The following is a 23156-nucleotide window of genomic DNA, read 5'->3' on the forward strand; positions in this document are numbered from 1 at the left end:
ACCCCATCCTCTCTCTCTAAAATGTCTTTATACCGTCATTAAAAAATTTCCATTTCTACGTCACTTCCTTTTGATAATCCTTCTTGATTGGCTTCAATCTTTATATATCCTTGTGAACGACTCATCATGGAGAGCATACCAGATTTTCCATGAACTGGCCAAATCCTATTTTCCTCCAAACCTTCTTCCAATCTCACCATCACATAATGCTCTCGGCCTGGTGCAGAAGAAATATTTTCCGCTAAAACACCTTTGATCGTGGGCACGAGGGTTTTGTGATTCATTCTTTTCTTTAGCAATGGTCGAATCAAAATCCGATATACCACTAAAGTTGATACCGGCTGCCCCGGCAACCCCAATAGTATTGTTTTATCCGCTTTCCCAATAATGGTTGGCTTCCCAGGTTTGACCGACATGCCATGTACAACCACGCCAGGCTCTCCCATACTATCAATGGCATCTTTCGTCACATCATGATGTCCCATAGAACTTCCGCCAGATATCAAAACCAACTGGCACTCTTTCATCATCTCTTTTATCTTCATCTTTAAAGATTCTAAATCATCCGGAACCACCGCTGTTTCAAAGACTTCACATCCATCTTCTTTCACTGCAGCTGAAAGACTATACGTATTCATGTCAATTATTTTTCCAGGATCCAATTTATCTCCTGGTTGTATTATTTCATCCCCAGTAGAAATGATTCCAACTTTCAATTTTTTAAATACAAGAAACGTCTGAAAACCCATTCCAGACAAAAGACCCAAATCTTGAGGTCGTAATCGGTGTCCTTTGTTCAGTATTATTTCGTTTTGACCTATATCTTCGCCTTTTTTCAAGATATTGGCACCTATCGTTACTGGCTGGTGGATCAATACTGTTTTCTCATCAAGTTTTTCAGAGAATTCAATCATCACAACCGCATCGCACCCCACAGGAAGCATTCCACCTGTAGGTACATATACACACTCTCCTGCCGACAGGATAATGATTGTTTCTTCCCCCATACCAACCTCTCCACAATCTTTAAGCATTGCAGGCATCGATTCAGATGCACCATAGGTATCAGCCGCTTTCAACGCATATCCATCTACTGTTGAACGATTAAAACCAGGGACATCGATAGGACTTTTAAGGGATTCCGATAAGGTTCTGTGTAAAGCATCCATTGTTAAACATTCTTCAGTTTCAAGTAGAAGATCTTCTGACAGTTCTTCTATGATTTTTTGCACCTCTTCTACGCTACGAGTTTTAAAAAGATCCATATTAACACTCCTTAAGCAATTATTAAAGTTGCCTATCCATAGTTTACCTTATTTAAAAGATTTCAGCTAGAATTTAATTTTAGTCTTGCATCTCATCATGACCTATGCTATAATTCATTTTGTTGTGGGGGCGTAGCTCAGCCTGGGAGAGCGCTACACTGGCAGTGTAGAGGTCAGGGGTTCGAGCCCCCTCGTCTCCACCATTCATATTAACTTCTAAGGATCCTTCTATTACTGGATCCTTTTTTCGTTTTTATTAAAATCACTCTATCCTTAAATGTGTTCTTAACTCACTCAAGTCTTCAGGCAGTTCTGCGCGACAAGTAATTTTTTCATCCGTCCTAGGCTGTGTAAAGGTAATGGCCTCCGCATGCAAAGCCTGACGATGAATCCGCTGGGGTTGATTAGGTTCATAAAACACATCTCCAATAACTGGATGACCTAAATATTGCATATGGACTCGAATTTGGTGAGTGCGCCCCGTATCAATTTTCACTCTTAACAGGGACGCTTCAGGAAACATCTCTAGTCTTTCAAGGTGACTGACTGCCATTTTTCCGCGATCATCTACAATTCTTCTGGGGGGCTCTCCCTCGGGGATGATTTCTGGCCTATAGATTGGGGCCTTTATGCTCTTTTTCATGTCTTTGACTCTCCCTAGAACAAACACAAGGTATTCCTTTTTCATGGTTGAACTTAACTGTTCCGCTAGCTGTTGATGAGCAAACGCATTTTTTGCAAGAATCATTGCTCCAGAAGTATCCATATCTAACCGATTAACAAACCTAATTTTATAACACTCTCCAGCATTATGCATATAATGCATAACCGCATTCGCCAAAGTCCCTTTTCTAATATTCACCGTCGGATGCGTCAGCATATTTGGAGGCTTGTTGACAACCAGCACATCAAAATCCTCGTATAAAACGGTTATAGGTATAGACTCTGCTTCAAACTCACAACTTTCTTCCATCATATTCAACCTTAGCTCATCGAATTCTTGCAGTACTTGATGGAAAGGTGCCCATCTTCCATTGACCGTTATCCCTTTCTCTTTCTTAATTCGTGTCATAAGCCGTCCTGAAACACCCCATTGTTTTCGCAGCACTGATTTGATTGTTTTTCCTGCAGATTCTAAATCTACATGGTAGAGAATCTGATTGTATTTTTGTTCTTTCTTATATATCATTTCTTCACATACCTTTCTAATCTGGGTTTTATTATAGAGATCAACTAAATCTTTAACAGGATCATCAAATCATGTTTGACTTTTATTTCTTATATGTGTATGGTTATGATAAACAAATAGGATTATATTCTTTAATAGAAATAGGGAGGAAACTATCATGTCTTCCATTAACAACATCTGTGTTTTAAGCAATTCAATCCCCCTCTCCCTGGAGACAGAAACCTTACTAAAGAAAAAACTAAAAATACACGGTTTCACTTGGACCAGTCAGCTAGATTCTACCACCGATTTAATCATCTGCATTGGTGGTGACGGATCCTTTTTAAAAACCATGCATGATTTATCATTTCCAACTATTCCCGTCGTTTCTATCAATACTGGCCATCTAGGTTTTTTTTCTGAGATTAAGCCAGATCAGATTGACTTTCTCTTAGAACGACTACGATCATGCGAGTATATCCTAGAAGATATGAATCCCTTGAAAGCAGAAATTCATTCCGAAAAAGGATCTTATACCCTCCATGGAATCAACGAAGTCGTCGTCAAAAGCAATCGTTGTAAACCAATCCACCTTAAAATCACCGTAAACGGTCAACTTATCCAAACCTTTAGTGGTGATGGAATCTTAGTATCGACTTCTACCGGAAGCACCGCCTACAGTTATTCTGCTGGAGGAAGTATTGTAGACCCAAGCCTGGAAGTCCTTCAAATTACGCCCCTAGCACCAATCAACACCAATGTTTATCGTTGTTTCACCTCTAGTGTTATCTTTCCACCCAGTGCTCATATATATATCATGCCAGAAAGAGAGCCCGAAAGCTATGTTTTAATCTCAGCAGATGGTATCGAACAGCCACTAACTTGGTTTAAACAAATAAGCATCTCTCTAGGATGTAGACCTATCCGAATGCTAAGACTAAATCAACATGATTTTTGGAACAAAGTTATCACCAAGTTTCTGTAGCCATTTCAAAGGAAATAAGGAGAATTTCATATGCCTTCCAACTATCATCCCATCAATTTAAATCCAGATAAATGTATCGGATGCACCAATTGCATCAAACGTTGTCCTACGGAAGCCATTCGTGTTACAAACGAAAAAGCAAGTATTATGCATGAAAAATGCATCAATTGCGGCGCGTGTATATCTGCGTGTCCATATAACGCTTTTTATGGTGTCATCAAGGGATATCGTGGTGTTTCTAATTACGCTCTCAAAGTTTCACTCGTAGATCCTATTCTTTACAGTCAATTCGAAACAGAAATTCCTCCACAATCTATTCTTTCGGCTATCAAGAGCATTGGCTGTACAGAAGTATTCGAAGTATCTAAAGGAGCTGACATTGTCACTGGGTTTACACAAAAATATTTACAGCTACAGAAAAAAACACCTGTTATTTCTTCCTCTTGTCCAGCAATCATCCGATTAATTCAACTGCGTTTTCCAGAATTAATCCATCACATTCTTCCTATTGACTCACCAGTGGAAATTGCAGCCTACTTGGCTCGAGAAGAAGCCATGCGCAAGTATGGGCTTAAGGCCAAAGAAATCGGTGTTTATTATACAACCCCCTGTCCAGCTCGCATCATGAGTTTTATGAACCCACTCGGCACCAACCAAACAAACGTCAGCATGTCATTGCCGATTCACCGTGTCTTTGGCAATGTTAACCGCGTACTAAAATGGGACAAAGGAAAGAGGTTTTCTAACCAAAAAGTATACCCTTCTTCAGCTGGCATCAATTGGTCACGGATTGGAGGTCAAGCTGCCGCAATTGGCATTGACGAATACATGGCTGTAGACGGAATCGACAATGTAATCAACGTATTAGAGGAAATAGAATATGGAAAAATGCGTCACCTTAAGTTTCTCGAATGCCAAGCATGCATTAATGGATGTGTTGGTGGAAGTCTTAATGTAGAGAACCCGTATATTGCTCAAAGTCGTATTCGAGTGATCTCTCGAAATTTTCAAGATGTCATCGTTGATAAACCCAGTGTCAAAGCAGAGAAATTTCTTTTCACCAAACCAATTCATCCTCTCCATTCCACAAAATTGGATAAAGACTTATCCAAAGCACTTATAAAGCTAGAACAAGTGGAAGATACACTTAAGCAGCTTCCGGATATCGATTGTGGAGCTTGCGGTGCGCCATCTTGCCGTGCATTTGCTGAAGATATTGTTCAACAACGTGCAACCATAGAAGATTGTGTCGTACTGATCAAAAAAACTTATTTTAAAAAATAAGTTAAATCAGATTGCTTTTGATGATAAAGAAACATCTCCTTAGCTAATGAAGAAAGCCGTATGCTTTCTTCTCGCCGAAGATAACGTTCATCTAAATCGTTTATCCGAACACGATCTAAATTATCTGCATCTTTGAATAATGGAAACAGTCGCTGCAATTGCTGATAAGCGTCTGGATCCCATATTTTTTGAAGTTTTTCATGCTCTTTAAGGGCATGTGCATCCTCTATGGAATGATGTTGGATAATCACCGTAGCAATCTCTTGTTCTGGTATTGATAATAAAGGTATTTTCCTTTTGATCTTTTTCATTTTATCAACACTAGCTGCTCCATGCCATGGATCTACACCATCATGATGACGCCCTATATCATGATACATACTGCAAAACAAGAGTATATCTTCCTGTCTTTCCGACAACCGACAAAGCCGACTGATAAAAAGACTAAGCATTAAAACCCGCTGAATATGGGTCGGTCCATGAAGCCCTTTGGGATAAAAAAACAGTTCTTCATCAATCCGCTCTTCGTAATACTTGTATTTTTCTATTATTCCCCTAAAGCCATCGACTCTTTCTCTCAGGTCTCTCTTTGAATATTTGAGCCTTATTCCATTATTTTTTTGTACTATCATCATTCCACACTCCAAGACTAGCTTTTATTGGAAACTGTTTTAAAGTAGCAAGTTCAATTCAATTATTATATCATATTATGTCTCTATCATCGATCCTTACCTTGCCCACATTCCTTTTTCAAAGAATCTTTTCAATCATCCTATAAGGTGAATAACGATTATACCAGGAAACAAACTTGTAGCATCCATTCTTAAATACTAGGTATAATTACACATAGTATATTTACAACATAGCATAAAGTATGGTAAAATAATACTATGCTGAATTGGGGAATTAACTCAGCTGGTAGAGTATATCCTTGACGTGGATAAAGCCGTGGGTTCAAGTCCCTCATTCCCCACCATATCATATAAAAAAACTGGGTATCTAATGGATACTCAGTTTTTTTATACACTTCTTTTCCATCCTCTTAACTTTTTACCTATAAATAAATTCCTTTGTTTTATTACTTCCAATATCGGGTAAAAGAATTACAGATTTTAAAAACATGGAGGTCATGCATATGGTCGCACAAAGCAAATGGTCGGTATTTTTTCAGCGTCAACCCATCATGCGAAGTGTTTTAATCAGTCTGATTCCACTAACCCTTGGAGCTGTCTATCTTTTTGGATTAAGGGTTCTAGCATTGATGGTAGTTGTAATTGCTGCCGGCACCGCTACAGAATATATTTTCACACAAAAAAGAGGAGGTAAAATTACAGAAGCTGTTTTGGTAACCAGTGTGCTTTTCACTCTTTCTCTTCCAGTAGCAACCCCTTATTGGGTAGCTATTGTAGGAATCGTCTTTGGAATCCTCTTTGCTAAAGAAGCTTTTGGTGGCTTCGGTCGGAATGTATTTAATCCAGCACTGGTAGGACGAATGTTTCTATATGTCTCTTTTCCCGAATACCTAACTGCTTCTTGGAATCATGCTGCCACTTCGTTTCCTGGTGGATTTGCAAAATACATAACACCAGTTCTTGATACCGTATCGGAATCAACTCCCATGCCAGCCTTCCGCTCTTCCGGTGAAATGCTATCATCAAGCGAAGTATTGTGGGGCTATACTTCTGGCTCCTTGGGAGAAACAAGTGCCATCCTCATTCTAATAGGCGGTTTATTTCTTCTTAGTCGAAAAATCACTGATTGGAGGCCTATATTTGCATCTTTAACTGGATTTTTAACGATGCACAGTATTCTTTTTATGTCCAGCATAGAGAACGTGCCAAATCCTTTATATGGCTTTTTTACTGGTGGATTTCTTTTTACTTCTATCTACTTTGTATCCGATCCTATTACAGCCCCAAAGACCATTCCAGCCAAATGGGCCTACGGCTTTTTAATTGGCATTATCACCGTCACTATCCGTCATTTCGGAATCTTTATTGAAGGTGCAGCTTTTTCTGTCCTCATTATGAATACCTTTGTTCCGATTATGGACGAAGGCGTAAAAGCCTACCAAGCTTCTCGAAAGAAGGTGAACGCATGAAAAAGTTCAGTTTTAAACCAATTCTATTCATGATAGTCGTTACGGTAATTTATACCTCTGTCTTAGCTAGTATTAACGCTGTTACCATCGAGAGAATTGAGTTAAACGAACAGCTTTCCGACCAACTTTCATTTCTTTATGTCTTAGATAAAATGCCAGAAAATCGAAATGCTGAACACGTTAACATGGTATATGAAACACATGTCAAAGAAATTGAAGTCAATGGAAAAAAGATTTTTGAAGGGTATGATCATAATAATCAGCTCATGGCCTATATTATTCCTATTTCAGGAAGCGCAGTTTGGGGTGAACTAAGAGGGTTAGTCTCTCTTTCAACGGATTTCAAAGAAGTGTTGGGCATTGAATTTCTATCTCATAACGAAACACCAGGCCTAGGAGCCCGTATTGATGAAGAATCCTTTAAGGAACAATTCAGAGGAATAGAAATCGATCCTGACGAGTCAGAAAAGTTCCTTGTATATACCCCTGATCCCAAAGCACAAGTTGATGCTATTTCTGGAGCTACTGGTACTTCAAATGCTGTACGCGATATATTTAATAACAATTTGCAAGAATTCATGTCAGAAACTCGGGAGGCTTTAAAGCATGATTAGAAAAATTAAAAACATATTTTCTCTCGGTGTCTTTAAAGACAATCCCGTTTTTCGCCAAATTTTAGGTATTTGCTCTGCACTTGCGGTTACCAACCTAATGATCAATTCAATGGTTATGGGGATTGGCCTAATCTTTGTTGCTTCATTTTCCAGCCTCACTGTTTCCATTATCCGAAAATTCACGCCAAAACATATTCGAATGATGGTACAAACCCTTATTATTTCAGCTTATGTAATTATTGTAGACATTGTGCTAAAAGCCTATTGGCCCAGCATGAGTGACGCCTTAGGTCCTTACGTTGGGCTCATTATAACAAATTGCATTATCATGGGCCGATGTGAAGTTTTTGCACAAAACAACCCGCCTTTAACCTCCTTTATTGATGGCATTGCTTCTGGGGTTGGATACAGTGGTGTATTGCTATTCATCGCTTTTTTTCGTGAATTATTGGGCTTTGGTTCATTATTCGGCATCAACATACTTGGTGAAGGATGGACCAATTGGGTCTTTATGATTATGCCCCCTGGTGCCTTCTTTATGTTAGGAATTCTCATTTGGATTGCTAATACTTATATTCCAGATAAAGATGGAAACAAACCCGCAACAGGAGGTGCTAAGTAATGGACATTAATCCAATGGTCATTTTAATGGCATCTATTTTCACCAACAATATGATTCTAGCTAACTTTCTTGGAATGTGCTCTTTTATTGCAGTTTCAAAAGAAATAAAAACAGCATGGGGTCTTGGTCAAGCTGTAACATTCGTTTTGACTGGAACCTCTATCCTTAACTACTTAATTTACCACCTCATATTAATTCCATACGATCTAGAGTATCTTCGTTTTATTGTTTTCATTATCTTAATCGCTGCCTTTGTACAATTAGTTGAGATGATTGTAGAACGGTATGTTCCAACATTGTATTATTCCTTAGGAATATTTCTTCCACTGATTACTGTGAATTGTGCCATTCTCGGTGTATCTTTATTCATGGTCATCCGAGACTATAATTTGATACAATCTGCATTTTTCGGACTTGGATCTGGCGTTGGGTGGACTCTAGCTATTGTAGCCTTAGCAGGAATTCGCCAAAAAATCAAAAACGCACCTGTTCCAAAAGGGCTTGAGGGTGCAGGTATTACACTCATTATCATCGGCTTAATGGCTTTAGCCTTTATCGGATTTTCAGGCATCGCCAATGTACAGTAAAGGAGGCTTGAAACATGACGCAAATCATCATCACCGTAGGGATCATGAGCTGTATTTCTGGAACTTTAGCTTTATTGCTAACACTTGCCAACCAGTATATTGCAAACTATGGCCAATGCTCTATTACCATTAATAATGAAAAAGAATTCATTGTAGAAGGCGGAAGTACACTTCTAAGTACACTAAATGAACAGGAGCTTTTCTTGCCTTCAGCCTGCGGTGGAAAAGGTACCTGTGGACTTTGCAAATGCAGTGTGAACCATGGTGCAGGTCCTGTTCTTCCAACAGAAACGTCTTTTCTTACGGAAGAAGATAAAAAACACAATGTCCGATTATCCTGTCAGGTAAAAGTTAAATCCAACATGGACCTTAGCATCCCTGAAGATCTTCTTACGGCTAAAAAATACGAGGCTGTCGTTGATACAATTAAAGAATTAACAAATACTATTAGGTTTTTACGCATTCGAATTACCGATGGTCAAGAAATTAATTTCAAGCCAGGTCAGTATGTACAATTATTAGCTCCACCTTACCCTGGAAATCCAGAAGAAGTCTTTCGAGCTTATTCACTAGCATCTTCTGCTTCTAATAAAGAGAATATTGAGCTAATTATTGGTTATGTAGAAGAGGGCCTGGTCACAACATATGTTCACCAATTTTTGAGCGAAAACGATAAAATTTCGTTCAATGGGCCCTTTGGCGATTTCTATCTAAAAAAAGATAGCAATGCTGAAATTATCCTCATCGCCGTAGGTACAGGACTCGCCCCAATACGAAGCATCCTCTATCAGCTGAAAGAAGAGGGTATCCAACGCAAGACAACTTTTTTCTTTGGTGCTAAAACAGAAAAAGATTTGATTTTAGCAGATGAAATGCAGGCTTTTGAAAAATCAATTCCTAACTTCTCCTACAAGCCAGTATTATCCAGACTCAGTGATGATGATCCATGGACTGGAGACCGAGGACGAGTCACAGATTCTATCGAAAAGTACCTTCATGATGCAAAAAACAAAGAAGTGTATCTTTGCGGCAGCCCAGTAATGATTGACTCAGCCGTTAAAAAGCTCAAAGAAAAAGGATTAACAGATGATGTGATTTTCTACGATGAATTTGGATAAAAGATGCCCCTTTTCTCAAAGGGGCATTGTCTATAACACTATCTCTGTATCCGCTAAATTAAATCCTTCTCCTATTGCTTGTATGGCTTTTTGCTCATCTTTTGCATCAATCACCCAAGAAAGATTAATCTCTGATGTAGTAACCATTTTTATTTCAATTTGATTCGATGCCAGTAAATCAAAAACTTTTCCCGCAACACCAGAATGAGACCTCATCCCTAAGCCTACAATAGCCATTTTAACAATATTTTCGTTCACTTCCCATTGAATAACATCATCTTCTTTTTTCCAAGACTCCATCATTCCTCTTGCTACATCCGAGTCCTCTCTCGGAACAGTAAAGCTTACATGCATTCTATTTTTACTAGCTGTCATTTGAGAAATCATATCTACATTCACTTCCTGTTCAGCCATTTCAGAGAAAATTCGGCGTAAACTATTCATGTTAGCCGGCAGATACATCAACGTAACCTGAATATCCGAATGGCTAGAAGTCATCCCTGTAACGACACTCTCTTCCATTTCTTTGCTGCCTCCATTCACAATTTTCGTTCCAGAAACCGAATCAAAAGCCGACGCAATATACAGAGGAACACGAAATTTATGGGCCAATTCTACCGACCGGTGGTGAAGCACACCAGCACCAAGACTAGCCATTTCCATCATTTCTTCCGAAGCGATGGACTCCAGTTTCTTAGCATTCTTAAGTTTTTTGGGATCCATTGTATAGATCCCATCCACATCCGTATAAATTTCACAAGATGCTTGCAACTTCGCCGCCAGAGCAACGGCAGAGGTGTCACTTCCACCTCTACCTAAGGTAGTCAGTGCTTGATCTTTTCCTACCCCCTGAAAACCTGCCACTACTACAATTTTATCTTTTGCCAGCTCTTGATGAATTTTACTCACATCAATATCAAGAATTCTTGCTTTCTGATGAATAGAGGTGGTCCGAATGTTTAGCTGTCCTCCTGTAAATGAAATGGCTGACGTTCCTTGCTCCCATAAAGCCATGGACAAAAGTGAAATAGATACTTGTTCTCCTGTTGTTAATAACACATCCATTTCTCTAGCATTTGGATTCTGAGATACTTTTTTAGCTAATTCAGTCAAGTGATCAGTCGATTTTCCCATAGCCGAAACAATTACCACTACTTGATGGCCTTCCTTCTTTTTCTGAATTACCTTTTTTGCCACTTCCATTATTTTTTCGGGTGTTCCCACGGAAGTTCCGCCATATTTTTGTACGACAATGCTCATTGTCTATTCCTCATTTAACTGTCTTAATGCATCTACTATACCTGTTTTAGACCTCGTTTTATCATCAGATTTTTTCAATACTTTAGCTGGCATTCCAGCAACAACAACATTTGGAGGTACATCTTCTGTTACGATAGCTCCTGCTGCAATTGTTGAGTTAGTTCCTACTCGAACTCCTTCTAAAATTACTGCATTCGCACCAATCAGAACACCATCTTCAATCACTACTGGTGTTGCAGATGCAGGTTCTACCACTCCTGCAATCACAGCACCTGCTCCTATATGACAGTTTTTCCCTACGATGCCTCTTCCACCTATCACTGCATTCATATCAATCATGGTCCCTTCACCAATAATTGCGCCAATATTAATAACCGCACCCATCATGATAATTGCATTTTTATGAATTTCTACTTTTTCTCTAATGAATGCTCCTGGTTCGATACGAGCAGGTATCCCTTTATAATCCATTAAAGGAATACCTGACATATTTCGATCCCATTCCACCACTTGGTCTTCTAAGTTAGAACTATGTTGCTCTAAAAAAGATTCTACAGGTTTCCAGTCTCCAAAGAGCACAGCTGTTTCTCCACTGATAAAACTTTTACCAGGAAAATCACTCCAATCTATATCCTTTAGGTTCCCTTTGACATATACCTTTACAGGTGTTTTTTTTTCGCTTTTTTGAATATATGCAATGATTTCTTTTGCTTCCATTTCACTTACCTCCAGTGTGTTTTATCGGACTTATGATTCTTCTATCCCCAAGACATCTTTCATATCATACAACCCCGCTTTTGCTTTCAAAGCAAACTTGGCTGCTTCCAATGCTCCTTTTGCAAAAACAGACGGATTATGTGCATCATGAACCAAAGTAAGACTTTCCAGTTCATGTATAAAACTTGCTTCATGCCGTCCAACGATACTCCCACCACGTATGCTATGGATACCAATTTCCCCTGTATTCCTTGGACATTGACCCTCTCTCCCATGAACATGATTACGTTTTTCACCCAACCCTTTTTCAATTGCCTCTACAATGGTTCTAGCGCTACCAGATGGTGCATCTTTTTTGCGATTATGATGTGCTTCCATCACTTCTATATCCACAGAATCTTTCAATACCGCCGCCACTTTTTCTACCATAGAAAACATAAGGTTCATACCTAGAGACATATTCGTTGCATAAACCAGCGGCAAAGCCTTTGACGCTTGTTTAATTTTATTCAACTCTTCTTCTGTATATCCGGTGGTTCCAATTACCAACGAAATTTTTCTTTTATCCGCATAGGCTAACACCTGATCTAATGCTGTTGGATGAGAAAAATCAATGACCACATCCGGTATTAATAGATCACTGTCACAATCCTCATGTGAGCTAATTCCCTGTATTTGATTCCAAAATGGATCTTCCCTCGCCATATCCATAATCATTTTTCCCATTTTACCAGTTTTTCCCCATACTAATAGGTTCATCTTTTCACACCCTTTCCTAAAGGCAACAATTATGATTAAACTATTCCTAAGTTTTTCATTTCTTCCTTCAGTTCAAGCTGATTAGCAGTCTCCATAGGTGTCAGTGGTAATCGCAACTCATTTCCTACCATACCCATGAAAGATACTGCTGCTTTTACTGGAATTGGATTCACTTCCATAAATAACAAATTGAATAATTTTTTATATTTTACTTGAAGTTCAATAGCTTTTGATATATCTCTATCCTCGAAAGCTTTACACATAGCCTGAGTTTCTTTGGGAATCACATTTGCCATGACAGAAATGACACCATGTCCGCCAACAGAATAAATCGGTAGTATATTGTCATCATTTCCAGAGTAAATCTTAAATTCATCTGGAACCAACCGTTTAATCTCCAACACTTGGGATATATTGCCACATGCTTCCTTAATACCAATAATATTATCCACTTTCGAAAGCTTGGCCACCGTATAAGATTCAATGTTTACTCCAGTTCTTCCAGGAACATTATATAAGATAATCGGTAACTTTGTACTTTTAGCAACTGCCTCAAAATGCATTACTAATCCATTCTGTGTTGCCTTGTTGTAATAAGGCGTTACTACAAGGGCTCCGTCAGCTCCTAATACTTCTGCTTCTTTTGTGTTCTCAATAGCATTTGCTGTATTATTACTACCCGTTCCTACTACAATGGGTATTCTACCTTTCACATGATCTACAGCCGTTTCAATCACCTGCCTCTTTTCATCTTTGGTTAAAGTAGAAGCTTCACCAGTTGTCCCCAGTACAATTAAACACTGGCAATCATTATCAATCTGAAAATCAATCAAGTTTCGGTATCCATGAAGATCTACCTTCCCTTGAGAAAAAGGCGTTATAATGGCTGTTCCAGTTCCTTTAAACATGTTTGTTTTCCTCCTTCATCTTTAAATCTTACGTTATGCCTCTATTGATCCTTTAACATTTCCATTTTTTCTAGAATTTGAACCGCATTTGTAGCCGCACCTTTACGCAAATTATCCGCTACAATCCACATAGATAACGTGCAAGGATCGTAAAGATCTTTTCTAATTCGTCCTACATAGACATGGTCTGTAGATGCTGCTTCTATAGGCGTCGGATATTCCAAGGCATCCGGATTATCCATCAGCATAATTCCTTCTCCATTTTTCAGCAATTCCCTGACTTCCAATAAACGTGGTGCGGTTTCAAAGGTCACGGTAATAGATTCGCTGTGGCCATAAAAAACCGGGACACGAACCGTCGTTGCATTTATCTGTATGTCGTCATCATTAAGAATTTTTTGCGTTTCATACACCATTTTCAACTCTTCCTTCGTAAAGCCATTTTCCTGAAAAACATCGATATGAGGCAAGCAATTAGCTGCAATCCTTTTAGGATATACTTGAAAAGGATACTCTCTGTCTTTCATCTGGTTTTCCAATTCCAGAATGGCTTTTTGACCGCTTCCCGATACGGCTTGATACGTAGAAACAACAATACGCTTCATATTGTAAATTCGATGCAGCGGCGCTAAGGCTACGACCATTTGAATGGTAGAACAATTTGGATTCGCAATAATACCCTTGTAATTTCGCAGAATATGTCCATTTACCTCTGGCACAACCAGCGGCACACCCTCCGTCATTCTCCACTGGGATGAATTATCGATAATCGTATTCCCTGCATCTCGAGCAATGGGCGCATATTTTTTTGAAATATCCCCACCTGCGGAAAACAAAAGATAATCAAAGGCTTGCTGCATAGCTTCTTCTGTCAACAATTCGATGGTAATAGACCGATCCTTCCAGTTTAGTTTTTCTCCAGCAGTTCTTTCTGAAGCAAAGCAACGTAAACGCTCAATCTCAATATCTCTTTCCTCTAACACTTCCAATATCTTTCTACCTACAGCTCCAGTAGCTCCTACAACGCCAATATGAAGTCCCATTCCTGATTCCTCCTAATTATTGATCATTTTACAGAAAAACTCCCGGCAAAGGATCCCGGGAGTTGCACGTACATAAAAAACAAAAACCATTCCGAAGTATTTTCTCCAATGTATCATAAATGGCTTTGTCTTTCAATAGCACTCCATGGGCTTACCATGACAGTGGCAACGCTCTTCGCAATTACCCCCAGTCTCTGAAATGATAGCAATACCAGAAACTTCGGCGCTTAGACCTTTCGACTATCAGTATCGAGTGCTTCCCTCTTTTCACCTGACCTCTAATGATTCTCAGCGCAACCTCTATCGATAAATATAATGAATTTTTTGAAATACTATGAATTATGATATCATACCTCAAAAAGTGCTGTCAAGATCATTTAGGGATTCTATTTTTTCACCACTTCATACAAATCATGCCTTCTAAGCTTCAAAAGCGGTAATTGCTGTCGTATCGCCAGTATTTTTTCTGGATAAATGTCTGCTGATATAATTGCTTCTTTTTCCTTTCCGCTTTTCAGCACAGTCCCCCAGGGATCACATACAGTAGAGTAGCCATAAGCATGATAGGTCGACTCTTCATTTCTAGCTGGTGATGCTGCAACAAAAAATACTTGGTTATCAATTGCCCTCATCTTAATCGTTTCGTGCCAGTGTGCTGGTCCAGTAATGGTATTGAAGGCTGCTGGAACAATAATGATTTCAGCTCCTTGTAAAGCCATTAGTCTGATAAGTTCTGGAAATCTCATATCAAAACAAATCGCTACACCCACTTTTCCAAATTCTGTATTAAAAACAGTGATTTCGTTTCCGGCCATTAAAGCTTCTGATTCGACAAATCGAATACCATCTTCTATGTCTACATCAAACAAATGAATCTTTCTATGTTTTCCAATACATTCTCCTTTAGGGTTATAACTATATGAGGTGTTATATACTGCAGTATCTTCTCTTTCAGCAATCGATCCCCCTATCAAATAGATTTCAAGTTCCTTAGCCAAAGATGATAGCATGTTCGTCGTTATACCACCATCTTCTTCTGCCATCCTTACCATTGTTTCTGTGTTATAAGGCGAATTAAAAATTTCTGGCAAGACAACCATATCTGCTTTTTCAACGGAAACAGCTTTCCGAATCATTTTTTCTGCCTTATACAAGTTCTCTTCTTTTTTATCCAGTACTTTCATCTGACAGATGGACAGCCTATAGGATTTCATAAACCGATCCTCCTCTTTCCTTTTTTCAATTTAATAAACTTTGTCCAACGACTGCTTTGTGATAAAATGATGGTATCATCATTTTAAATAAAGAAAGGACGTATCCTATGCTTCGAACTATCTACTGGACGATAGATTTTCTTCTATATCTATTGTACATCATTTTAATAGCAAAACGAGCTGAAAAATTGAATAAACAAGGAGAAATTATAAAAAAACGAACGTTAACCCAACAAGTAGGTCAGAAATGGTCTACGCGAATCCTCAATAAGTCTGGTAGCACAATCCACATCACTGGCACCGAAAACATTCCGACCCAAGGACCTGTCCTAATCGTTAGTAATCATCAAAGCTATTTTGATATCCCTCTCCTAGTGAGCACCATCCCTCTTCCTATGGGATTTGTTGCAAAAAAAGAACTTGGAAAAGTGCCCGTTATTTCAAAGTGGATGCATCTCATCGAATGCAGTTTCATTGATCGTAAAGACCTTCGCCAGTCTTTGAAAGCCATACAACAGGCACAAAAAAATTTAAAAAATGGCCAATCCATGGTTATTTTCCCAGAAGGAACACGAAGTAAACAAAATCAAATGTCCGCTTTTAAGCCAGGTAGCCTGAAATTAGCACAAAAAGCACAGGTCCCTATCTTGCCGGTGGCCATTCAGGGCACCTGTGATATTTTTGAGACAAACAATCGCATTAGACCTGCTAAGGTCCAAGTCAAAATCCTTCCATTAATTGATGAAGATCAGGTAATAGAGTCATCCACTAGTCAATTGCTAGCAGATGTTTTTTCATCCATCAACCAAGAGGTAGGTGGCAGTAAACTCTTATCAATTGATTAATTTTTATCCACCATCGTATCAATGAATTCATCCATCACCTTGTCATGATCGCCGACATTGTAAGAAATAATATTCTTTAAATGAGTAAAAGAATCTATGTCTATATGCTCTAAATGAACCCCTAGGCCATGTTCCTCTATCCGCACAATTTTTCCATCTCCTTGGATATAAACATCCAAGGAAGGATCTGATAAGTCGATCTCAATGGATACTTCCTCTTGTAATGAAAATTCATCTGTCGATTGGTCCACCTGTAAAAAAAGACCTTTTAAACTTAAGTCACTAACTTCTCCAGAAATTTCCTTGCTTTTCCCTTTAATGGTCCCTTTAATATGAAATTCAATACGGGTTACTTGACGCTTTTCATCCACAATTTATCACTCCCTAGTTTGAATTCTACAGACCATACTACCGTTACACTTTCTTTATACCCCCTCTTGTAAGCATTTTATCGTTTATTACAGAAAAACCTCCTCACAAAGGAGGAGGTTTTTCTATTTCATTTCACTAAAAGTATCATCTAGAATCTTAATAAATTCATCTATTTCATCTCTAGAAATAATCATAGGAGGAAGAAACCTCAGGATATTCCCAGCTGTACAATTGATTATCAATCCCTTTTCAAAAGCTTTCTCTACCACTAGATTCCCTGAAAAAGAAAGCTCCAAACCGATCATCAACCCTTTTCCCTTAAGCTTAGTGACAAACGTATATTTTTCCATTAGTGCTTCTAGCTGCTCACGTAAGTAAGCACCATCTTTCTCAACTTTTTCTGGAATTTTCTGACTAATAATTTCCTGTACAGTTGCCACTCCAGCTGCACAAGCTAAAGGATTTCCACCAAATGTCGTTCCATGATCTCCAGGCTGCCATGCTTCAGCAACCCTATCCGTTGCTACTATGGCACCTATAGGAAAGCCTCCTGCCATAGTTTTAGCCAAAGACATAATATCTGGTTTTATATTGTATTGCTCATAGGCAAACATAGTACCAGTTCTACCGAATCCACATTGAATCTCATCAAGGATAATCAATATATTATATTTTTTAGCCAACTCTTGGACTTTATCAACATACTCCTGTGTTACTGGTGTCAATCCTCCTTCTCCTTGTAACGGTTCAAACATAATGGCACAACTGTTTTCTGTGATCGATTCTTCCAGGGCTTTCACATCGTTAAATGGTACTTGTTTAAAACCGCCTGGAAGGGGTTTATATCCTACCCGATAGTTTTCGTTCGCCGTTGCTGATAAGGTTCCCAAGGTTCTCCCATGAAAGGACTCGCTGACCGTAATTATCTCACTTTTAGGACTGTCAAAGTTTTTATACCCATATTTTCTAGCCAGCTTTATTGCCGCTTCATTGGCCTCAGCTCCACTATTGCAAAAAAACACTTTATCTGCAAAAGAGTTTTCCACCAATAGTTTTGCTAGTTCGTACTGTGGTTCATTCCAATAGTAATTTGTCACATGCAATACCTTTTCTGCCTGTTTGTGAATGGCTTCCACTAAATAATCTGGCGAATGGCCCATTCCAGAAGCCGCTAGTCCACCTACCATGTCCAAATATTTTTTCCCTTCCGAATCTACCAACCGACAATTTTTTCCTTCTACAAATACAACCGGTACACGTTTGTAGGTATTCATAAATAGTTTTTCACTGGCAGCAATAAAATCATTTTTCATCATGACGCTTAATCCTCCTGTATTTTAATCCCATCTATTTCTATTCAATTTATATTATTTCCTGATCACGGTTCCGCTGCTATTGTCAGAAAACACCTGAAATAACAAAGAATGGCTTTTTCTTCCATCAATAATATGAACTTTTTTAACCCCATCCCTAATGGATTCTAAGCAACATTTTACTTTCGGAATCATGCCTCCTGTAATAACTCCCTGGTCAATATATCGATCAATATCTTCAATACTTAACTCTGGAATTACTTCTATTCCGTTTTTATCCTCTTTCATAACGCCTTCAATATCGGTCAACATGATCTGCATGGATGCATGGAGTGCCACGGCCATTTTACCGGCAGCTTCATCTGCGTTTATATTATAGCGATGGCCTTTTTCATCGCATCCAATAGAGGATATAACTGGTATATAATCTTTTTCTAATAAATCGTAAATCAGTTCTGGATTAATATTTTTGATATCACCAACGAAACCCAGTTTTGGATCTTTTTGTTTAGATACTATAAGCCCACCATCTTGACCGCTAATGCCAATGGATTTAATTCCATAGGCACTTATCATTGCTACTAATTCTTTCGCAATTTTCCCTGTTAAAACCATTTCAGTAATACTCATGGTTTCTTCATCCGTTACACGTAATCCATTGACAAATTCCGTCTTTTTCCCCATGATTTCTAGCATCTTAGTAATTTCAGGACCCCCTCCATGCATTACCACTGGGCGCATCCCTACATACTTCATAAAAACAATATCTTTAATAACCTGCTCTTTTAAAACTTCGTTAACCATAGCATTTCCGCCATATTTTATTAAGATTATTTGTTTATGATACTCCCTAATATAAGGAAGGCTACGAAGCAATGCGTCTGGACTAAATTCTACGGTCTTATTCTCTTTCATTCCAACTGCCTCCCCTAGCTCCGATATGAACCATTTATTTTTACATAGTCATAGGTTAAATCACAACCCCAACTTTTCGCCGAAGCAGGTCCATTGTTGGCTTCAATAAGGATATAAATATTCTTATCATCCAGCAAATTCTCTACACTTACTTCATCATATTCGAGAGGAAGCCCTTTTTCTAAGACTTTTATCCTTTCACCAGATCCATTCCCAAGGGTTAATGCTATCTTATCCATAGAGAATGCTGCCCCTGAGTAACCAAGACTACAGATCATCCTTCCCCAGTTACCATCTCCACCAAAAATAGCTGTCTTAACTAGATTAGAGCTAAGAACGGTTCTAGCTGCTTTTCTAGCATCCTTTACCGTTGGAAAACCACTAGCTTCTGCTTCAATAAATTTCGAAGCACCTTCTCCATCTCGAACAATAGATTTTGCTAAATACTCGCTCACCTGCTGCAATGCCAGCTTAAAAATCTCTTTATCTGGATGAAGCTCATGGATTTCTTGATTGTTTGCCATTCCATTAGCCAGCAGGAACACCGAATCATTGGTGCTAGTGTCCCCATCTACACTAATCATATTAAAAGTGCTTTCCGTTACTTCTTCTAGTGTTTTTTGAAGAAATTGCGACTCCACATCCGCATCTGTTGTGATAAAACCTAGCATGGTCGCCATATTAGGATGAATCATTCCAGAACCTTTTGCCATGCCTGCAATCCTAACGATTTTATCATCTATTCCAATTTCTACTGCTATTTCTTTATTCGTAGTATCCGTGGTCTTAATTCCTTCTGCCGCTTCTTTACCACCTTCTTTTCCAAGCTTGTCAACAGCTTCTGGAATTCCCTTTAAAATATGCTGCATTGGTAAAGGTATTCCTATAACACCTGTAGATGCCACCGCTAACTCTTCTGCAGCAATTCCAAGGGATTTTGCCGCTGTCTCTTGAATCTTTCTTGCGTCTTCCATTCCGCGACTTCCAGTGCATGCATTGGCATTTCCACTATTAACAACAATTCCTCTTAACCGGTGATTCTTAATCACTTCTTTACTAAGAATCACCGGTGCTGCCATTGCGATATTTTGTGTGAAGACCCCAGCTGCCTTTGCTTGCTTTTCACTGAGTATAATGGATAAATCTAACTGTCCGTCCTCTTTAACCCCTGTATTTACAGCACTTGCCACAAAGCCCTTAGGGGCTGTTATGGTTCCGTTGATGAGTTCCTTTCCAGGAAATTTTTCTTCTGCCAATTCATTTCACTCCTTTGAAAGTTTGCTTCTTTATGGCCACATAGACATTGATTGAATTCCTGCAGCTTCATTTAAATTAAACATTAAATTCATATTTTGAACAGCTTGACTAGATGAACCTTTAAGCAAATTATCAATCGCCGACACAATAACAAGATTCCCACTTCTTGACTCCCATTTAAATCCAACATCACAATAATTGGATCCTCTAACTGCTTTCGTTTCTGGAAGCACTCCCTCTTCTAAAATTCGTATAAAGGGCTTATCTCCATAATATTGTTCGTAGCATTGTTTTATTTCTTTGTGAGTCAATTTATCACTAGGAAGAACGATGGTAGATAAAATACCTCTATCCATCGGAACCAAATGCGGTGTAAAAAGGACTTTCAGATCTTTTTCCGCCGCTAGCGATATTTCCTGTTCTATTTCTGGAGTATGCCGATGTCCTCCAATATTATAAGCTTTTACATTTTCGTTAACCTGCGAAAAAACATTGACTCCAGAGGGGCTTCTACCTGCCCCCGATACGCCAGTTTTAGAATCAATAATAATCGTCTTAACCGCTACCATTTTTTCTTTGATTAATGGTAACAGGGGCAATAAAACACTTGTTGGAAAACATCCAGGATTCGCTACTAAATTTGCGTTTCGGATCTCATCGACGTACCATTCAGGCAATCCATATACAGCTTTCTTTAAGGCTTTATGATCCATATGCTCTATCTGGTACCATTTTTCATAGGTTTTGCCATTTCGAATACGAAAATCAGCTGAAAAGTCCACAATTCTAAAACCAGCATTCATTAAAGGAATCACTTTTTCTTGACTCACCCTATGGGGCAATGCACAAAAAACAACATCCGTATCCTTTGGAACGTCTTCTACCTCAACAGAGCGACATCTTTTATCCACTTTTTTTCTTAAATTTGGATACACATCGCTTAACAGCATTCCTTCATAACTTCTTGAATCCACAAAGGTTAATTCAACTTCTGGATGATCTTCTAGCAATCGTACAAGCTCTGCTCCTGTATATCCAGTGGCTCCCATCACTCCTGCTTTTAACATTCTCTCCCTCCTTCTGTCCAACAAAATACTAATTACAATCAATGTGCCTGTTTTTGGGCGTATATGCAAATAATTTGTTCCATTATAACGGAAACTGCTTAATTATGCAAATCAATAATAACTATAATCATTGTTTCATTATTTAAATTTTCATTTTTACGTTTATTATTAGCTATTGTACTTTGCTTATAAATATCAATGTATATTTATGCTTTCGTATTTATCTATCCATTCTTCTTTTCTCTGTAATATTCTCTCTGAATAGACTGTTTTATACGTATTCTTCCATTGGTAGTGGCGTCGCAGTCCCACTGGTCCACGGTTGTACTCTCCCAAAACTCTATGCCAACTCATTTCACCTTCTTCTTCTATGACCCTCTCCATAATATATTGTAAGTATTTAGTTCCTAAAGTTAAGTTATACCAAGGTTCAAAAATATCTGCTGGATTATAGGAAAATGTCCACAACTCACCGTACTCTTGAAATAAATGCTTTTCTGTTATGGGAGTGATTTGCATATAACCGCGATCTTGATCTTTTCCTACAAGATCATTTTCAAATCTTCCTCCCGTTTCCACATGAATCAGTCCAATCACCAGCCACAGTGATAGTCCTTTATTGTCACAATGTCTCATTAGTGTCCACACTTCTTCATGACTCATACCAGTTTCTTGTTGAATAAAATGCAACAATCGATGCTCTTCAGCAGTTAGCAAATGTTCTGGATGAAAACCAGGATGATATACATTTCGAAGATAATCAGATTGGCGTTCTTCCATAGGGTTAGCAACACTGTGATGCAATAATAATGCTTGCCTTCTTGAGGAATCCACCAGCTCTTTTTGCTCTAAATCATCCTTAAGAACCAACGGAATATAAAAGATCATTACCAATATCCCTACAGCAGATAGAAGACCCCACAAGATCAATCCTCTGATAGAATTACTCATACCATCTAGGATTCCAAATCCACGACCCTTCCTTATCGATATACCCTGTTCCCATTTCCGTTTCTACCTGTGCTACTCCCTCATAATGATTCCAGGCTCTTTTAAATTGCGGACTCACAATCATATCCCCGATGGTATCAATATAGCCCCACAAATCATTTTGCTTGACAGCCGCCCTCTCCTCTGAAAAACTACGCACATCTTCATAGATCGTTTCAATGATCAAACTACCTTCTCTATCCACAAATCCCCATAATCCATCTATCCTTACCGCAGCTCTTCCATCATGAAATGGAAAAGCGTGTTCAAATGATGGTGCAATGACCCAAGTGCCATTTCTATCGATAAATCCAGTATTCCCTTGAAATCGTACAGCAGCTTTGTCCTCATTAAAGATGTCTGCTTCTTCATAAATAGCTTCAATGAGTAATTCTCCATGCTCATCCACGTATCCCCAGAGATCATTAATCCTCACTGGTAATCGAAGGGAGCTTTCATCTCCATCTTCAGATTCCTCCGATACATCAAACTGGTCTTTCTCTTGTTGTTCTTCTGATTCGCTGGAATCTTGATCAAGTATTTCCCCGCTACCGCCAAATACGATCCAAAGTAATACTGTCGTTATCATCAAACTAATCATTATGACACTTATAATCATGATCATAGCCTGCTTTTTTGTCAATTCCTTCGCTAAATCAAAGGTTGGAATTTTTGATTTTTTTTCTTCATCCATGGTGTCTTTCCCCTTTCTTAAAGATGGTTTTACTCTATATATATCCAAAATCAACAAA

24 protein-coding genes, 2 tRNA genes and 1 riboswitch are annotated in these 23156 nt (G+C 38.6%); of the genes, 10 read left to right on the forward strand and 16 right to left on the reverse strand.

Annotated elements, in window-relative coordinates:
• Positions 1-38: 38 nt before the first annotated feature.
• On the reverse strand, positions 39-1265 hold the full coding sequence (locus ACZ47N_RS01535) for a molybdopterin molybdotransferase MoeA (protein ID WP_464887383.1): 1227 nt from the start codon (positions 1263-1265) through the stop codon (positions 39-41).
• Positions 1266-1391: 126 nt separating this feature from the next.
• Between ACZ47N_RS01535 and ACZ47N_RS01540 the strand changes: the two genes are divergently transcribed.
• Positions 1392-1468: transfer RNA gene (locus ACZ47N_RS01540), tRNA-Ala, on the forward strand.
• A gap of 59 nt (positions 1469-1527) precedes the next feature.
• On the opposite strand, the gene ACZ47N_RS01545 is transcribed toward ACZ47N_RS01540, so the two are convergent.
• On the reverse strand, positions 1528-2454 hold the full coding sequence (locus tag ACZ47N_RS01545; protein ID WP_464887384.1) for an RluA family pseudouridine synthase: 927 nt from the start codon (positions 2452-2454) through the stop codon (positions 1528-1530).
• Positions 2455-2611: 157 nt separating this feature from the next.
• On the opposite strand from ACZ47N_RS01545, the gene ACZ47N_RS01550 reads away from it, so the two are divergent.
• Positions 2612-3418, forward strand: coding sequence for an NAD(+)/NADH kinase (locus ACZ47N_RS01550; RefSeq protein ID WP_464887385.1), 807 nt, complete (start codon positions 2612-2614; stop codon positions 3416-3418).
• A 30-nt stretch (positions 3419-3448) separates the two neighbouring features.
• Positions 3449-4702 (forward strand): [Fe-Fe] hydrogenase large subunit C-terminal domain-containing protein, encoded by a 1254-nt coding sequence (locus tag ACZ47N_RS01555; RefSeq protein ID WP_464887386.1) that lies wholly within the window; start codon positions 3449-3451, stop codon positions 4700-4702.
• On the opposite strand, the gene ACZ47N_RS01560 is transcribed toward ACZ47N_RS01555, so the two are convergent.
• A complete protein-coding gene (locus ACZ47N_RS01560; RefSeq protein ID WP_464887387.1) occupies positions 4687-5334 on the reverse strand; it encodes a hypothetical protein in 648 nt (215 codons plus the stop codon). The two genes, ACZ47N_RS01555 and ACZ47N_RS01560, sit on opposite strands and share 16 nt — an antisense overlap.
• 268 nt (positions 5335-5602) lie before the next feature.
• Between ACZ47N_RS01560 and ACZ47N_RS01565 the strand changes: the two genes are divergently transcribed.
• The 6 genes from ACZ47N_RS01565 (at position 5603) to ACZ47N_RS01590 (ending at position 9744) form a co-directional block, all read left to right on the forward strand.
• Positions 5603-5678: transfer RNA gene (locus tag ACZ47N_RS01565), tRNA-Val, on the forward strand.
• A gap of 159 nt (positions 5679-5837) precedes the next feature.
• A complete protein-coding gene (locus ACZ47N_RS01570; RefSeq protein ID WP_464887388.1) occupies positions 5838-6803 on the forward strand; it encodes an RnfABCDGE type electron transport complex subunit D in 966 nt (321 codons plus the stop codon).
• Positions 6800-7417 carry an FMN-binding protein gene (locus ACZ47N_RS01575; RefSeq protein WP_464887389.1) on the forward strand — a complete coding sequence of 206 codons (618 nt, stop codon included), beginning with the start codon at positions 6800-6802 and terminating at the stop codon, positions 7415-7417. The genes ACZ47N_RS01570 and ACZ47N_RS01575 overlap by 4 nt, the downstream gene beginning before the upstream one ends.
• On the forward strand, positions 7410-8039 hold the full coding sequence (locus tag ACZ47N_RS01580) for an NADH:ubiquinone reductase (Na(+)-transporting) subunit D (protein WP_464887390.1): 630 nt from the start codon (positions 7410-7412) through the stop codon (positions 8037-8039). The genes ACZ47N_RS01575 and ACZ47N_RS01580 overlap by 8 nt, the downstream gene beginning before the upstream one ends.
• Entirely contained in the window at positions 8039-8626 is a 588-nt protein-coding gene (locus ACZ47N_RS01585) for an RnfABCDGE type electron transport complex subunit A (protein ID WP_464887391.1), read from the forward strand. Before ACZ47N_RS01580 ends, ACZ47N_RS01585 begins: the two co-directional genes overlap by 1 nt.
• Positions 8627-8640: 14 nt before the next feature.
• Entirely contained in the window at positions 8641-9744 is a 1104-nt protein-coding gene (locus tag ACZ47N_RS01590) for an FAD-binding oxidoreductase (RefSeq protein ID WP_464887392.1), read from the forward strand.
• A gap of 30 nt (positions 9745-9774) precedes the next feature.
• Here the strand turns inward: ACZ47N_RS01590 and ACZ47N_RS01595 are convergent, their stop codons facing one another.
• The 6 genes from ACZ47N_RS01595 to ACZ47N_RS01620 form a co-directional block, all read right to left on the reverse strand.
• Positions 9775-11004 (reverse strand): aspartate kinase, encoded by a 1230-nt coding sequence (locus ACZ47N_RS01595; protein WP_464887393.1) that lies wholly within the window; start codon positions 11002-11004, stop codon positions 9775-9777.
• A 3-nt stretch (positions 11005-11007) separates the two neighbouring features.
• Complete coding sequence (dapD, locus tag ACZ47N_RS01600; protein ID WP_464887394.1) at positions 11008-11721, reverse strand: 2,3,4,5-tetrahydropyridine-2,6-dicarboxylate N-acetyltransferase; 714 nt, start codon at positions 11719-11721, stop codon at positions 11008-11010.
• Between the two features lie 30 nt (positions 11722-11751).
• Positions 11752-12480, reverse strand: a complete 729-nt coding sequence (dapB, locus tag ACZ47N_RS01605; RefSeq protein ID WP_464887395.1) for a 4-hydroxy-tetrahydrodipicolinate reductase — start codon at positions 12478-12480, stop codon at positions 11752-11754.
• A 35-nt stretch (positions 12481-12515) separates the two neighbouring features.
• Positions 12516-13388: a 4-hydroxy-tetrahydrodipicolinate synthase gene (gene dapA, locus ACZ47N_RS01610; RefSeq protein ID WP_464887396.1), complete on the reverse strand. Its 873-nt coding sequence runs from the start codon at positions 13386-13388 to the stop codon at positions 12516-12518.
• Between the two features lie 41 nt (positions 13389-13429).
• Complete coding sequence (locus tag ACZ47N_RS01615) at positions 13430-14431, reverse strand: aspartate-semialdehyde dehydrogenase (protein ID WP_464887397.1); 1002 nt, start codon at positions 14429-14431, stop codon at positions 13430-13432.
• A 128-nt stretch (positions 14432-14559) separates the two neighbouring features.
• A riboswitch (Lysine riboswitch) is annotated at positions 14560-14742 on the reverse strand.
• Positions 14743-14817: 75 nt separating this feature from the next.
• A complete protein-coding gene (locus ACZ47N_RS01620) occupies positions 14818-15645 on the reverse strand; it encodes a carbon-nitrogen hydrolase family protein (protein ID WP_464887398.1) in 828 nt (275 codons plus the stop codon).
• Between the two features lie 107 nt (positions 15646-15752).
• Here ACZ47N_RS01620 and ACZ47N_RS01625 point away from each other — a divergent pair, with 107 nt between their 5' ends.
• Positions 15753-16490, forward strand: a complete 738-nt coding sequence (locus ACZ47N_RS01625) for a lysophospholipid acyltransferase family protein (RefSeq protein ID WP_464887399.1) — start codon at positions 15753-15755, stop codon at positions 16488-16490.
• Here ACZ47N_RS01625 and ACZ47N_RS01630 read toward each other — a convergent pair.
• From ACZ47N_RS01630 to ACZ47N_RS01660, 7 genes are all read right to left on the reverse strand, one after another.
• The gene (locus ACZ47N_RS01630) at positions 16487-16861 is read right to left on the reverse strand and encodes a PilZ domain-containing protein (protein ID WP_464887400.1); all 375 of its coding nucleotides are present in this window, start codon (positions 16859-16861) and stop codon (positions 16487-16489) included. The genes ACZ47N_RS01625 and ACZ47N_RS01630 overlap by 4 nt on opposite strands.
• A gap of 123 nt (positions 16862-16984) precedes the next feature.
• Positions 16985-18178, reverse strand: a complete 1194-nt coding sequence (locus ACZ47N_RS01635; protein WP_464887401.1) for an acetylornithine/succinylornithine family transaminase — start codon at positions 18176-18178, stop codon at positions 16985-16987.
• 51 nt (positions 18179-18229) lie between these two features.
• A complete protein-coding gene (argB, locus tag ACZ47N_RS01640) occupies positions 18230-19090 on the reverse strand; it encodes an acetylglutamate kinase (protein ID WP_464887402.1) in 861 nt (286 codons plus the stop codon).
• A 14-nt stretch (positions 19091-19104) separates the two neighbouring features.
• A complete protein-coding gene (gene argJ / locus ACZ47N_RS01645; RefSeq protein ID WP_464887403.1) occupies positions 19105-20346 on the reverse strand; it encodes a bifunctional glutamate N-acetyltransferase/amino-acid acetyltransferase ArgJ in 1242 nt (413 codons plus the stop codon).
• Between the two features lie 30 nt (positions 20347-20376).
• Positions 20377-21414 (reverse strand): N-acetyl-gamma-glutamyl-phosphate reductase, encoded by a 1038-nt coding sequence (argC, locus tag ACZ47N_RS01650; protein ID WP_464887404.1) that lies wholly within the window; start codon positions 21412-21414, stop codon positions 20377-20379.
• 195 nt (positions 21415-21609) lie between these two features.
• Positions 21610-22365 (reverse strand): lytic transglycosylase domain-containing protein, encoded by a 756-nt coding sequence (locus ACZ47N_RS01655; protein ID WP_464887405.1) that lies wholly within the window; start codon positions 22363-22365, stop codon positions 21610-21612.
• On the reverse strand, positions 22358-23098 hold the full coding sequence (locus ACZ47N_RS01660; RefSeq protein WP_464887406.1) for a WG repeat-containing protein: 741 nt from the start codon (positions 23096-23098) through the stop codon (positions 22358-22360). The genes ACZ47N_RS01655 and ACZ47N_RS01660 overlap by 8 nt, the downstream gene beginning before the upstream one ends.
• Between the last annotated feature and the right edge of the window lie 58 nt (positions 23099-23156).

Source organism: Tindallia texcoconensis (assembly GCF_055383815.1).